12 protein-coding genes and 1 pseudogene are annotated in these 12,419 nt (G+C 70.7%); 4 read left to right on the top strand and 9 right to left on the bottom strand.

Going from position 1 to position 12,419, the window contains the following annotated elements:
* Window positions 1-198 (bottom strand): annotated as a pseudogene (locus MTDSW087_RS25740) (Holliday junction branch migration DNA helicase RuvB); the annotation flags it as partial.
* Between the two features lie 93 nt (window positions 199-291).
* Entirely contained in the window at window positions 292-1,170 is an 879-nt protein-coding gene (murI, locus tag MTDSW087_RS25735; RefSeq protein ID WP_144767999.1) for a glutamate racemase, read from the bottom strand.
* A 221-nt stretch (window positions 1,171-1,391) separates the two neighbouring features.
* On the opposite strand from murI, the gene egtB reads away from it, so the two are divergent.
* Both egtB and egtD read left to right on the top strand, forming a co-directional pair.
* A complete protein-coding gene (gene egtB / locus MTDSW087_RS25730; protein ID WP_144767997.1) occupies window positions 1,392-2,660 on the top strand; it encodes an ergothioneine biosynthesis protein EgtB in 1,269 nt (422 codons plus the stop codon).
* 25 nt (window positions 2,661-2,685) lie between these two features.
* A complete protein-coding gene (gene egtD, locus MTDSW087_RS25725) occupies window positions 2,686-3,660 on the top strand; it encodes an L-histidine N(alpha)-methyltransferase (RefSeq protein ID WP_238178593.1) in 975 nt (324 codons plus the stop codon).
* 81 nt (window positions 3,661-3,741) lie between these two features.
* Here egtD and MTDSW087_RS25720 read toward each other — a convergent pair whose 3' ends face one another.
* The 4 genes from MTDSW087_RS25720 to MTDSW087_RS25705 form a co-directional block, all read right to left on the bottom strand.
* Entirely contained in the window at window positions 3,742-4,008 is a 267-nt protein-coding gene (locus MTDSW087_RS25720) for a hypothetical protein (protein WP_144767993.1), read from the bottom strand.
* An 88-nt stretch (window positions 4,009-4,096) separates the two neighbouring features.
* Window positions 4,097-6,574, bottom strand: coding sequence for an ATP-dependent Clp protease ATP-binding subunit ClpA (gene clpA, locus MTDSW087_RS25715; RefSeq protein WP_144767991.1), 2,478 nt, complete (start codon window positions 6,572-6,574; stop codon window positions 4,097-4,099).
* A 21-nt stretch (window positions 6,575-6,595) separates the two neighbouring features.
* The gene (clpS, locus tag MTDSW087_RS25710) at window positions 6,596-7,003 is read right to left on the bottom strand and encodes an ATP-dependent Clp protease adapter ClpS (RefSeq protein ID WP_373321874.1); all 408 of its coding nucleotides are present in this window, start codon (window positions 7,001-7,003) and stop codon (window positions 6,596-6,598) included.
* A 185-nt stretch (window positions 7,004-7,188) separates the two neighbouring features.
* Window positions 7,189-7,563, bottom strand: coding sequence for a phasin family protein (locus MTDSW087_RS25705; protein WP_144767989.1), 375 nt, complete (start codon window positions 7,561-7,563; stop codon window positions 7,189-7,191).
* Window positions 7,564-7,799: 236 nt separating this feature from the next.
* Here MTDSW087_RS25705 and MTDSW087_RS25700 point away from each other — a divergent pair, with 236 nt between their 5' ends.
* Complete coding sequence (locus MTDSW087_RS25700) at window positions 7,800-9,281, top strand: SPOR domain-containing protein (RefSeq protein WP_144767987.1); 1,482 nt, start codon at window positions 7,800-7,802, stop codon at window positions 9,279-9,281.
* Window positions 9,282-9,407: 126 nt separating this feature from the next.
* On the opposite strand, the gene MTDSW087_RS25695 is transcribed toward MTDSW087_RS25700, so the two are convergent.
* Genes MTDSW087_RS25695 through MTDSW087_RS25685 form a run of 3 tightly spaced genes read right to left on the bottom strand, consistent with a single transcriptional unit; the run spans window position 9,408 to window position 11,517 of the window.
* A complete protein-coding gene (locus MTDSW087_RS25695) occupies window positions 9,408-10,124 on the bottom strand; it encodes a J domain-containing protein (protein WP_144767985.1) in 717 nt (238 codons plus the stop codon).
* The gene (locus MTDSW087_RS25690; protein ID WP_144767983.1) at window positions 10,124-10,378 is read right to left on the bottom strand and encodes a hypothetical protein; all 255 of its coding nucleotides are present in this window, start codon (window positions 10,376-10,378) and stop codon (window positions 10,124-10,126) included. The genes MTDSW087_RS25695 and MTDSW087_RS25690 overlap by 1 nt, the downstream gene beginning before the upstream one ends.
* Window positions 10,375-11,517 carry a S1C family serine protease gene (locus MTDSW087_RS25685; RefSeq protein WP_144767981.1) on the bottom strand — a complete coding sequence of 381 codons (1,143 nt, stop codon included), beginning with the start codon at window positions 11,515-11,517 and terminating at the stop codon, window positions 10,375-10,377. The genes MTDSW087_RS25690 and MTDSW087_RS25685 overlap by 4 nt, the downstream gene beginning before the upstream one ends.
* Window positions 11,518-11,976: 459 nt before the next feature.
* Between MTDSW087_RS25685 and MTDSW087_RS25680 the strand changes: the two genes are divergently transcribed.
* A complete protein-coding gene (locus tag MTDSW087_RS25680; protein WP_142586292.1) occupies window positions 11,977-12,192 on the top strand; it encodes a hypothetical protein in 216 nt (71 codons plus the stop codon).
* The last annotated feature ends 227 nt before the right edge of the window (window positions 12,193-12,419 follow it).

Here is a 12,419-nt window from a genome sequence, read left to right as displayed (position 1 = left end):
GCCGGTCTTGCGGGCGGCCTCGATGAAGACCTGGAGGTTGGCCCGCGCCGCGCGCTGGCCCACGAACTCCGACAGGCTCAGCGGCCGGATGCTCGACTCGGTGTCGTCCGCGACCTTCTCGGGGCTCAGGAGCGGGTTGGCCGCCGGCTTCTCCGGCTCGGGCTCCGGCTTCCGGGTGAGCGTTCTCGGCTTCCTCATGGATCCTTCGCGCGCGACCGACGCCCCTGACGACGCCCCTGCCTTGGCCCAAGCCGGCGCGCCGCTCAAGCGCCCGACCTGTTCTGGAGCGCGCTACTGGAGGACCAGCGGCATCGCCTCGACGCCGAGATCGGCCACCCCGCGGGCGGCGAGCGAGGCGCGCAGGGCGGCGCTCACGGGGGCGCCGCCCGTGAAGGTGCCGACGACCGCGGCCATGCCGGCATCGGCCCTGCGCGGCACCGGCCCGATGAGCTGGACCACCCGCCGGGCGATCGCCGGAGCCGGATCGATCCAGCTCACCGGCCAGGGCGCGATGCGCTCGAAGCGGGCGCGCAGCAGCGGGTAATGCGTGCAGGCGAGGCAGACCACGTCCGTGCGAGCCCCGTCCTCGGCGGTGACGAAGCAGGGCGCGATCTCGGCCGCGAGCGCCGCGTCGGAGACCGGCTCGCCGGCGAGCTCGGCCTCCGCGTAGTTCGCGAGGTTCGGCGAGCCGACGAGGGCCACCCGGCAGGTCTGCGCGTAGGTGGCGATGAGGTCGCGGGTGTAGGAGCGCGCCACCGTGCCGGGCGTGGCGAGCAGCGAGACGAGGCCGCTGCGCGTCGTCTCGGCGGCCGGCTTGATCGGCGGCACGACGCCGACGAAGGGCGTGCGGAAGCGCTGGCGCAGGGCCGGCAGAACCAGGGTCGAGGCGGTGTTGCAGGCGATGACCACGAGGTCCGGCCGGTGCACGGCGATCAGCCGCTCCATCACCGCGATGACGCGCGCGACCAGCGTCGCCTCGTTCAGCCGGCCATAGGGGAAGGCGGCGTCGTCCGCCGCGTAGACGTAGCGCCCATCCGGCCGGACGCGGCGCACCTCGTCCAGCACGGTGAGGCCGCCGAGCCCGGAATCGAAGACCAGGATGGTCGGCTCCGCGGAGGCGGGCACCGCTCCGACGGACAGGGTGGCCCCGGCCATGAGATCGATCCGCATCTGTCCGCGATACCCCGTACGCTTCGAACCGGCAGTGTCGGAGGCGAGGGTTAAAGCCATCTCACTGCGGCCGGAAAAAGGCTCCCGATCTCCACCGCCGGCCGCACCGGGGCCGGATGCCGCACCCGCGTCGTCGGAGGCAACCGGGGCCATATCTCCTCCGAAAGAACTCTCCGGGGAGCAGAACGTTTTCCGGTGACGTGCAGACAGAGGACGATGCGATGGCAGCGACAGCGGCGACCCGTGAAGCCCCGGCGGCGGAGACGCGGGCGGCCTTCCCGCCCCCATCGGTGGACGCCCGGCCGGTCGACCGCGAGGCCTGGCTGTCCGCCTTCCGGCACGTCCGCGCCGAGACCGAGCGCCGCGCCGCGCCGCTCTCGCGGGAAGACCAGCAGATCCAGTCCATGGCCGATGCGAGCCCGACCAAGTGGCACCGGGCGCACACGACGTGGTTCTTCGAGCAGTTCCTGCTGCGCGAGCACCTGCCGGGATACGCGATCCACGACGAGCGCTGGCACTACCTGTTCAATTCCTACTACGTCGCGGCCGGCCCGCGGCAGCCGCGCATCGCGCGCGGCCTGATCACGCGGCCCGACGCGGAGGAGGTCGCCGCCTATCGCCGGCATGTCGACCGGGCGGTGGAGGTGCTGCTCGGTCAGGCCGCCCCGGCGGCGCTGGAGCTGGTCCTGCCGATCCTGGAGATCGGGCTCTACCACGAGCAGCAGCACCAGGAATTGATCCTCACCGACATCCTGCACGCCTTCGCGCAGAACCCGCTCGGCGCCACCTACGACGCGGGCTGGCGCTTCCCGAGGCCGCATGCCCGCGGCGGTGCCGTTGAGCTGGACCGCGCCATCGCGCAGGTCGGCCATGCGGGCGCGGGCTTCTCTTTCGACAACGAGCATCCGCGCCACGATGCGCTGATCCTGCCCTGCGCCATCGACCGGGCGCTGGTCACCAACGGCCAGTGGCAGGCCTTCATGCGCGACGGCGGCTACGAGCGGGCCGACCTCTGGCTCTCGGATGGCTGGATCGCCGCACAGGGTGAAGGCTGGGAGGCGCCGGGCTACTGGCGCCGCGAGGATGCGGGCTGGAGCGTGATGACGCTCGCCGGCCGCCGCCCGGTCGAGCCCGACCTGCCCGTTACCCATATCAGCTACTACGAGGCGGATGCCTATGCCCGCTGGGCGGGGCGCGACCTGCCGAGCGAGGCCGAATGGGAGGTCGCCGCCGGGGCCGGGCAGCTCGACGACGCCTTCGGCCTCGTCTGGCAATGGACCCGCAGCGCCTACACCGCCTATCCCGGCTACCGGCCGCTGCCGGGTGCCCTCGGCGAGTACAACGGCAAGTTCATGGCCAACCAGTTCGTGCTGCGCGGCTCCTCCGTCGCGACGCCCGAGGGCCATGCCCGCCTCCCGTACCGGAACTTCTTCTACCCTCACCAGCGCTGGCAGTTCACGGGCCTGCGTCTCGCGCATCAGCGCGCCTGAGCCCGTCGCATCGAGGAGCCCGCCCGTGACCGTCAAGCCCGTGTTCACCGCCGCCACGCCCGTCACCCAGGCGCCGGAGCCGCGCGCCTTCCTGGACGACGTCGTCCACGGATTCTCCCAGGCGCAGAAGACCCTGCCCGCCAAGTACTTCTACGACGCCGCCGGCTCCGACCTGTTCGAGGCGATCACCCGCCTGCCGGAATATTATCCGACCCGGACCGAGTTGCGGATCCTGGAGGCGAGCGGCCCCGAGATCGCCGCCGCCCTGCCGCGCGGCGCGGCGCTTGTGGAATTCGGCAGCGGCTCGACCGCGAAGGTGCGGCGCCTGCTGCCGCACCTGCCCGACCTCGCCGCCTACGTGCCTGTGGACGTCTCCGAGAGCTTCCTGCGCCAGCAGGCCGCCGCCCTCGGGCGGGACTTCCCCCATCTGCGCATCGAGCCCGTGGCTGCCGACTTCACGCAGCCCTTCTCGCTGCCGGCGGATCTCGACGGCGCGCCGCGAGCCGGCTTCTTCCCGGGCTCGACCATCGGCAATTTCGAGCCGGCCGAGGCCGTGCGCCTGCTCCGCCAGTTCGGCGCCATCCTCGGCGAGGGCGCGGCGCTCGTCGTCGGCGTCGACCTCGTGAAGGCGCACAACGTGCTGGAGGCCGCCTATGACGACGCGGCCGGCGTCACCGGCGCCTTCAACCGCAATGTGCTCGAGCGGATCAACCGCGAGCTCGACGGGGGCTTCGACACGGAGGCCTTCGCCCACCGTGCCGTGTTCAACGCCCGGGATTCGCGCATCGAGATGCATCTCGTGAGCCGCGTCGCCCAGAGCGTGGCGGTGGCGGACCGGCGCTTCGACTTCGCGGCCGGCGAGTCGATCCACACCGAGAACAGCTACAAGTACACGGTGGAGCGGTTCCGGGCGCTCGCCGCTGAAGCGGGCTGGACGGCCGGCGCGGTCTGGACGGACCCGGAGGCCCTGTTCTCGGTGCATGCGCTGCGGCGTGGCTGACGGAAGCTCGAGCCTTACAAGCATGTCAGGGCTCTGCCCTGACGACCCGCCGGAGGGCGAAGCCCTTCGGAAACCCGGATCTCAGCTCGCGCGCTTCTCCATCAGCGCCTTGACCTGCATGAGCTGGTCCCAGACCTGGCCGGGCGAGGTGCCGAGCGCGGCGAAGCCTGCATTGACGCCCCAGTAGATCCCGAAGCAGATCAGCGGGACGAGGATCCAGGCCAGCATTTCCTCGCCGCGCTTGCGCCGCTGGCGGCGGCGGCGGCGCTGCTCGCGCGCCGTCAGCTTCTTGGGCGCGGGAGCATACTGGGTTTGCGAGAGGGGCCCCTCTTGCAGGTCATCGGTCATGGAGCCCCTCCGGATCGCGGCGGCCCCCCAACAGGCGCCGCCGCGCTCATACCGTCCCGGCCGCGATCACGGAAGCCTGAGCGCAAGCTCAGGCCCGGACGAGCGGCACCTTCGGCACGGTGCGCACGCCCTTGCCGCCGGGTCCGCCCTTGTCGTCCTTCGGCGGCTTCTTGCGGCTCGTCGCCCGCGGCTTGGAACGCTTCTTCTTCGCCGCGTTGGTGACGTCCTTCTCGGGGCGCGGCGTGACCGGGCCCGCCGGGAACTCGAAGCCGAGCGAATCCTTCACGCCGGCCTTGGCCTCGGCATCCTCGGGCTTCTTCAGCACGACCCGGACCGCGCCGCCATCCTTCAGGCGCCCGAACAGCACCTCGTCGGCGAGCGGCGTCTTGATGGTGGACTGGATCAGGCGGGCCATGGGGCGGGCGCCCATGGCGTCGTCGTAGCCGTTCTCCACCAGCCAGTCGCGGGCCTCGTCCGAGAGCTCGATCGTGACGTTGCGGTCGGCGAGCTGCGCCTCGAGCTGGAGGACGAACTTGTCGACCACCTTGGCCACGACCTCCTTCGGCAGATGGCCGAAGGAGATGATCGCGTCGAGCCGGTTGCGGAATTCCGGCGCGAACAGGCGGTTGATCGCCTCCACGTCGTCGCCCGAGCGCTTGCTCTGGGTGAAGCCGTAGGCCGATTTCGCCAAGTCCGAGGCGCCCGCATTCGAGGTCATGATGATGATCACGTTGCGGAAGTCGACCTGCTTGCCGTTGTGGTCGGTCAGCTTCCCGTGGTCCATCACCTGCAGGAGGATGTTGAACAGGTCCGGATGCGCCTTCTCGATCTCGTCGAGCAGGAGCACGCAGTGCGGATGCTGGTCGATCCCGTCGGTGAGCAGGCCGCCCTGGTCGAAGCCGACATAGCCGGGCGGCGCGCCGATGAGGCGCGAGACCGTGTGCCGCTCCATGTATTCCGACATGTCGAAGCGCAGCATCTCGACGCCGAGCGAGGATGCAAGCTGCTTGGCCGCCTCCGTCTTGCCGACGCCGGTCGGGCCGGCGAACAGGTAGGCGCCGATCGGCTTGTCGGGATCGCGCAAACCCGCCCGCGCCAGCTTGATCGCCGAGGTGAGCGCCTCGATGGCGTTGGTCTGGCCGTAGACGACGCGCTTGAGGTTCTCGGTGAGGTTCTGGAGGACGACCGCGTCGTCCTTCGACACGGTCTTGGGCGGGATGCGGGCCATCGTGGCGATGGTCGCCTCGATCTCCTTGACGCCGATGGTGCGCTTGCGGCGCGCCTCGGGCAGCAGCATCTGCGAGGCGCCGGTCTCGTCGATCACGTCGATCGCCTTGTCCGGCAGCTTCCGGTCGTTGATGTAGCGTGCCGACAGCTCGACCGCCGCCTTCACCGCGTCGGTGGTGAACTTGAGCTTGTGGAATTCCTCGAAATACGGCCGCAGGCCCTTCACGATCTCGATCGTGTCGGGGATCGAGGGCTCGTTGACGTCGATCTTCTGGAACCGGCGCACCAGGGCGCGGTCCTTCTCGAAGTACTGGCGGTACTCCTTGTAGGTGGTCGAGCCGATGCAGCGCAGCGTGCCCGAAGCCAGCGCCGGCTTCAGGAGGTTCGAGGCGTCCATGGCCCCGCCCGAGGTCGCACCGGCGCCGATCACCGTGTGGATCTCGTCGATGAACATGATCGCGTTCGGGTGGGCCTCGATCTCCTTCATCACCTGCTTGAGGCGCTCCTCGAAGTCGCCGCGGTAGCGGGTGCCGGCCAGCAGCGTGCCCATGTCGAGGGAGAAGACGGTGGCCTCGGCCAGGACCTCGGGCACCTCGTGCTGGATGATCTTGCGCGCGAGCCCTTCGGCGATCGCCGTCTTGCCGACGCCGGGGTCGCCCACCAGCAGCGGGTTGTTCTTCTGCCGGCGGCAGAGCACCTGGATGGTGCGCTGCACCTCGGCCTCGCGGCCGATCAGCGGGTCGATCTTGCCGTCGCGGGCCTTCTTGTTGAGGTTGACGCAGTAGGTGTCGAGGGCGTCGCCCTTCTTCTTGGCGCCGCGCGTCTCGCCATCGTCGCTCGGCCGCTCGGAGGCGCCCTCCTCCTCGGAGCCGCGCACGGGCTTGGCCTCCGAGGCGCCGGGGCGCTTGGCGATGCCGTGGCTGATGTAGTTCACCGCGTCGTAGCGGGTCATGTCCTGCTCTTGCAGGAAGTAGGCGGCGTGGCTCTCGCGCTCGGCGAAGATCGCCACCAGCACGTTGGCGCCCGTCACCTCCTCGCGGCCGGAGGACTGCACGTGGATCACCGCGCGCTGGATCACGCGCTGGAAGCCGGCCGTGGGCTTTGCGTCCTGCCGCCCGTCACCGGTGAGGTTCGAGAGCTCGGTGTCGACGTACTCGACGAGGCTGCGCTTGAGGGTCTCGATCTCGACGTTGCAGGCCCGCATGACCGCGGCGGCGTCCTGGTCGTCGACCAGCGCGAGCAGCAGGTGCTCCAGCGTCGCATATTCGTGGCGGCGCTCTCCGGCGAGCGCCAGGGCGCGGTGGAGGGCTTGTTCTAGGCTGCGTGAGAAGCTGGGCAAAGCTGGCCTCGGTGTGGGTGCCTATTTCTTTTCCATAACGCACTGGAGAGGATGTTGGTGTTTGCGCGCAAAGTCCATGACCTGCGTCACCTTGGTCTCCGCGACCTCGTAGGTAAAGATGCCGCACTCGCCCACCCCGTTGTGATGGACATGCATCATGATCCGGTAGGCGTCCTCGTGGCTCTTGTTGAAGAACCGCTCGACCACGAGCACCACGAACTCCATGGGCGTGTAGTCGTCGTTGAGGAGCAGCACCCGGTAGAGGCTCGGCCGCTTCGTGCGCGTCCGCGTGCGGGTGATGATGGCGGTGTTCGAGCGGTCGTCTCCTCCCGAGCCGCCGGTATCGCCCGCCATCAGGGGAACACGCGTCCGGCCCGGCGCGGCGCCGGCCGGCGAACGTACGGTGCCCAGTATCGGGACCTGAATCATCTCTCTCGAACCGAACCCTAGTGCGGCAGCCGGAGCCGCGATCTCGTCCGTCCCGGCGCGCGTGAGGCGCAGCGGCAGGCGCGCCCTGCAATCTACAGATCGATAGGCGACTTCGCCAGTCGCCTGCGCGCAACTGTCCGAGTGCGGAGGGCGGTTCCGTCGGCTCCAGCGGACCCGCCCGGCGCTCAGCCGGCCCGCACTGCGGGAATGCGGGCGAGGTCGTTCAGGAGCGCGAGCGAGAGGTTCCAGAACACCGGCATCCGCGCTGCGGCGAGCTCGCCCGTCTCACGCAGGTAGGTCGCCTGCACCGTGAGCACCTCGGCGGTGCTGCGCGCGCCGGCGAGCCGCCCGGCGGCCGCGACCGCGATGTCCTGCGACTGCTTGGCATAGTCGTACCACTCGATGCCGATCGACCACGCGGTGCGCGTGGCGGCGCCGAGGCTCTTCAGGCCGGAATCGGGCAAGGCCCGCGGCCGCGCCCAGTCGGTGCCGAACGGGGCCCCGAAGGGCCCGGCGAAGGACTGGAACAGGGAAGGCTGGAAAACCGAACCGCCGTACATCTGACCTCCCGGACCGCAAGACGACAAAGCCTAGTTTTGTGCACTGCAGCAACTCGGTCAAGGGCTGAGTTGAAGTCTCACCGTGCCTTGATTTTGCCGGGTTCCATTAACCGGCGCGTAACCGCGCCTTCCTAATCTTCGACCGATGCGGCGACGCCACGGCGATGGCGTCCAGGCCGCCTGAATGGTGCGATGCAAACCGGCCGGTGCCGGTCTGTCGAGGGCGATCGAACGTGATGCGTAGCGTACAAAGCCGCTCCCGGACGGTTCCGGCGCTCGCCGCGGCGCTGGCCGCCGCCGCGGTGCTCACGGCGATGACCGCGCCCGCCGAAGCGCGCCGCCGTTCGCATCATGCCCGTTCCGGCGGCGGCTACAACCCGCCCTACGCCGCCATGGTGGTGGACGTGAAGACCGGCAAGACGCTCCACGCCGTGAACGAGGACGCGCTGCGCCACCCGGCCTCGATCACCAAGGTGATGACCCTCTACATGCTCTTCGAGCAGATGGAGCGGGGCAAGTTCGCGCTCGATTCGGAGCTCTCCATCTCGGCCCGGGCGGCGATGCAGTCGCCCTCGAAGCTCGGCCTGCGCCCCGGCTCGACCATCACCGTCGAGGAGGCGATCAAGGCGATCGTCACGAAGTCCGCCAACGATGTGGCCTGCGCCATCGGCGAGAACATCGGCGGCTCCGAGGAGCGCTTCGCGCAGATGATGACGGCCAAGGCCCACGCTCTGGGCATGAGCCGCACCACCTACATCAACGCCTCCGGCCTTCCCGACGCCGACCAGATCACCACGGCGCGCGACCTCACCATCCTCGCCCGCGCGATCCAGGACCGCTTCCCGCGCTACTACCGCTACTTCCAGACCCGCTCCTTCGCCTTTCGCGGCCGGGTGATCGGCAACCACAACCGCCTGCTCGGCACCGTCGAGGGCGTGGACGGCATCAAGACCGGCTACACCCGCGATTCGGGCTTCAACCTGATGACCGCGGCCAAGCTCGGCGACCGCCAGATCGTGGCGATCGTGCTCGGCGGCAAGTCGGGCGCCAGCCGCGACCGCATCATGGCCGACCTCGTGCGCGGAAGCCTGCCCCGCGCCTATGCCGGCGCCCGTCAGACGGGGCCGCAGGTCGAGGCCGCCGAGCGCGCCCGGCCCGCGGTGGTGGCCGATGCGGTCTCGCGCACCCGCACCCAGCTCGCCTCCGCGGACGACGACGAGGTCGAGACCACGAGCTCGACCGACCGCAACCAGCCCCTCGACATCTCCCCATCCCGCTCGACCGCCACGCCCGGCAGCGGAGGATTTGCCGGCCGCGCCCTGCCGAAGGCCGCCCAGGCCTATGCCGGCAGTCCCGCCCAGGCCCCCTTCCCCGGCAGCGCCAAGTCGGAGGCGCGCCTCGCCTCGGTCGAGTCGTCCACTGCACGCGCCGAGGCGCCCAAGGCCCTGGCCAATGGTCCGCGCGTGGTGCCGACCGCCTGGGTGATCCAGCTCGGCGCCATGGACGACGAGGGCAAGGCCAAGTCCATGCTGGCCGAGGCCCGCGCCAAGGTCGGCGGCAGCCTCTCAAAGGCCGCCCCCTACACGGTGAAGGTCGAGCATGGTGGCGCCACGCTCTACCGCGCCCGCTTCTCCGGCTTCTCCGAGCAGGAGGCCGCGCAGGATGCCTGCGCCACGCTGAAGCGCAACGGCTTCAGCTGCTTCGCCACGCGGAGCTGAGCGTTCGACATAGCTCTCGGCGGCCCTTGGGCCGCCAGCCAGCCGCGATCCGTTCGATCGCGGCGAGCGCGGACGGCTGCCCGCCCGCCTCCAGTCTCTGAAGTCTCTGACAACGCGCGTGGAGTATCAGCGATGTCGGTTCGTCAGTCTGTCGCGGGCCGCGTTGAGGCGGGCCGCCCGCTCGGCGCTTCCGCCCTGGTCGGGATGGGCGCTCTTCATGAGGCGCCGGTGCGCCGCCCGGATCTCGTCGGCGGTCGCCCCGCGCTGAAGCCCCAGGAGCTGGTACGCCTCCTCCTCCGTCATCGCCCCTGGCTTCGCCGTGCGGAACGGCCCCGGGTCGCGATCAGCCTCAGCGTCTACACGCCAGCCGGGACGCCGGCGGTCGAGATAAGCCTCTAGCAGGCGCAGGCCGTCCGGATCGCGCGTCCGGCAGAGCCGCACGAGGTCGCGGACATCCGCCGGGCCGAGGGCGTCGAGGCGCGTGCCCGCCTGCGGTCCGGCGACGATCCGGCCGCCCAGCGGCTCGTCGCCGGGGCCGACCTCCAGCTCCACGAGGGCGGAGCGGAAGAGCCGCGGGCGCGGCGCTCCGGTGAACCCCCTCACGAAGTCCCGTGCGCGCCGGCCGAGCCCTTCCGTCCCCTCCATCAGCCAGAGGCCGCCGAGCCCGAGGACGAGGGCCGGCACCAGCTGCCCGCGCAGCATGAACAGGGCCGCCAGGGCGAGCGCGCCCCAGGAGGCGGCCCGGCGCACGAGGCCGGCGGTGAGGCGCGGATCGAGCGTGCGCCCGTTCTTCGAGAGCCACCAGAGGCCGAGGGCGGCCAGGATGCCGAGGACGAGGAGCATCAGCGCCGCACGCCGAAATCGCCGCTGACGCGGCCGCCGATCCGGATGTCGAGCCCGTCGCCCTGCGCGCGGAAGCCCTCGCGGCGGGCGGGCCTGTCCCCCGTGCCGCAGCCGGGCTGCGGCGGCAGGCGCACCCCCTCGGGCGCGTCCTCCGGACAGAGGCGCGAGCGCGCCGGCGTCTCGGCCGTTCTCTCGGCAGCCTGGGCGGCGCCGGCCGCGAGGGCGAGGACGATCGACAGGGCGAGACGGGTCACTGGCGGTTCTCCGCGACGTCGGCGGTGGTGACGCGCACGTTGCGCGTGCGGCCGTCGCGCTCCACGGTGAGGTCGACGGACTGGCCGACCCCCGCCGCCTCCAGCGCCGCGGTCAGGTCGGCGAGCCGGTGCACCGGCTTCTGCCCGACGCCGACGATGACGTCGCCGACCTCGCCGGTGGACGGATCGACGCCGCGCAGGCCGGCACCGGCCGCGGGCGAGCCGCGCAGCACCCGCAGCACCACGACCCCGTCGATGCCGAGCCGCGCCGCCGTCGCCTCCTGGCCGGCGATGATGCCGATGCCGGGATTGCGCACGCGCCCGATGCGGATGAGGTCGGGCACCACGCGGTTCACCACGTCGACGGGCACGGCGAAGCCGATGCCGGCGCTGGCGCCGGAGGGCGAGAAGATCGCGGTGTTCACCCCGATCAGGCGTCCGGCGGAATCGAGCAGCGGGCCGCCCGAATTGCCGGGGTTGATCGCCGCATCGGTCTGGATCACCCCCGAGAGCTCCCGCCCCTCCCCCGTCGGCAGGCGGCGCTGCAGCGCGCTGATCACGCCGGTGGTGAGCGTGTGGTCGAGGCCGAACGGGTTGCCGATGGCGAAGGTCGACTGGCCGACCTTCAGGTCCGCCGAGGTGCCGATGGCCAGCGGCGGCGGCATGCGGCTGACGCGGCCGAGCCGCAGCACCGCGAGATCGTAAGCGGGCGAGGTGCCTACGAGCCGGGCGGGCACCACCTCGCCCGAGGAGAGCCGCACCGCGATGGTGCCGCCGGACTGCGCCGCCGCCTGGACCACGTGGTTGTTGGTGACGATATGCCCGGCCGCATCCCAGACGAAGCCGGTGCCGGTCTGCGCGTTGCCGCCCTGGCCCTGCTGCTGCTCGTCCGCGTCGTCGAGGCTCATCAGGGCCTGCCCCCGCGCCGCGCCCTGCGCGAAGACGTGCACCACCGAGGGGCTCGCCCGCTCGAACAGGGCGACCGTGCTGGTCTCGGCCGGCGCGAGATCGCCGCGCGCCGTCACCGCCCGCGGCGTCTCGGCCGAGAACAGCAGCGCCGTGAGGTAGGGCTGCGCGACGAACAGCGCGAGCAGGACCACGACCGCGGCCAAGGCCACCCGCACAAAACGATCCGGCACGGCCGTCCTGACCCCCTGGTCCCGGTGGAAACTGAGCATTGCGGACACAGTCCGGCGCCCGCGTCGGTCGCCCGGGCAGCCCTTAACTGGTCGTTCAGCTTGATTCCTTCAACACCAAGGAGGCCCGGCCGCAAGCGAGTTGAAAGCGTGCGACAGCGCACGACACGGCCACGCTGGACGGGCTAACGAAATGGTCATCACTGGCGGGGACAATCTTCGCAAGTGACAATGCAGTGTTCGACGCTGAAGCAAGGCATCACAGCCCGCGACTTCGGTCGAGGCAGTGCGGGTTCTCGACACAATCGTGGCCCGACGCTCGAAGATGGTTGCGAAATGATCGCATTGCCGCCGCAGAGATGCTGCCATTCACGACGATAACATCGAGATCCGCTCGTGCCTGTCCCCATGGCGAGCGGGTGCCTGGACGGACGTAGACGGTTCGGAAGGAAACCAGACATCATGGAAACCGAAGCTCTCGAACGGCCCGCCGATCTGACGATCTGGCGCTCGGTCCCGGCGAGCTCGCCGCTGGCTCAGCCCGAGCGGTTCGGCACCCTGCGCGAGGCGATCGCCGCCGCCGCGGGCGCGCTCACCGACCCCGGCAAGCAGCCCTGGATCATCACCGAGGAGGGCGAGATCCTCTCCCCGAACTGGATCCGCACCTACCTCAACTGAGGACCTGCCGGAGGGCCTTCATCGGTCCTCGACTGCGACACGCGATGCTTGGCGCCCTGCGCCAAGCCCGGTTCCGGGCGCATCCCCGGTGCGATGGCCGGCACAACCGGCGGTATCAATCGTGTGCCGAATTCCCGTGTCGCGTTACGGTATGTGAATGCGCCGCCCGGCTTGCGGCGTAGAGTGCGGCACGGTCAGGCGAGTTATCCCCCCTCTCGCTCGGCCGG

Origin of the sequence: Methylobacterium dankookense (assembly GCF_902141855.1) — a bacterium.
In the GTDB taxonomy this organism is placed as follows: domain Bacteria; phylum Pseudomonadota; class Alphaproteobacteria; order Rhizobiales; family Beijerinckiaceae; genus Methylobacterium; species Methylobacterium dankookense.
The sequence above is the reverse complement of the archived record's forward strand: the minus strand, read 5'-3'. Positions and strand labels throughout refer to the sequence as shown.

What these genes read in the sequence shown, in the direction of transcription:
- MTDSW087_RS25705 (WP_144767989.1), bottom strand. Translation starts at nt 7,563, where the DNA reads ATGTACGGCGGTTCGGTTTTCCAGCCTTCCCTGTTCCAGTCCTTCGCC.
- murI (WP_144767999.1), bottom strand. Translation starts at nt 1,170, where the DNA reads ATGCGGATCGATCTCATGGCCGGGGCCACCCTGTCCGTCGGAGCGGTG.
- clpS (WP_373321874.1), bottom strand. Translation starts at nt 7,003, where the DNA reads ATGATTCAGGTCCCGATACTGGGCACCGTACGTTCGCCGGCCGGCGCC.
- MTDSW087_RS25695 (WP_144767985.1), bottom strand. Translation starts at nt 10,124, where the DNA reads ATGCTCCTCGTCCTCGGCATCCTGGCCGCCCTCGGCCTCTGGTGGCTC.
- MTDSW087_RS25720 (WP_144767993.1), bottom strand. Translation starts at nt 4,008, where the DNA reads ATGACCGATGACCTGCAAGAGGGGCCCCTCTCGCAAACCCAGTATGCT.
- MTDSW087_RS25680 (WP_142586292.1), top strand. Translation starts at nt 11,977, where the DNA reads ATGGAAACCGAAGCTCTCGAACGGCCCGCCGATCTGACGATCTGGCGC.
- MTDSW087_RS25700 (WP_144767987.1), top strand. Translation starts at nt 7,800, where the DNA reads ATGCGTAGCGTACAAAGCCGCTCCCGGACGGTTCCGGCGCTCGCCGCG.
- egtB (WP_144767997.1), top strand. Translation starts at nt 1,392, where the DNA reads ATGGCAGCGACAGCGGCGACCCGTGAAGCCCCGGCGGCGGAGACGCGG.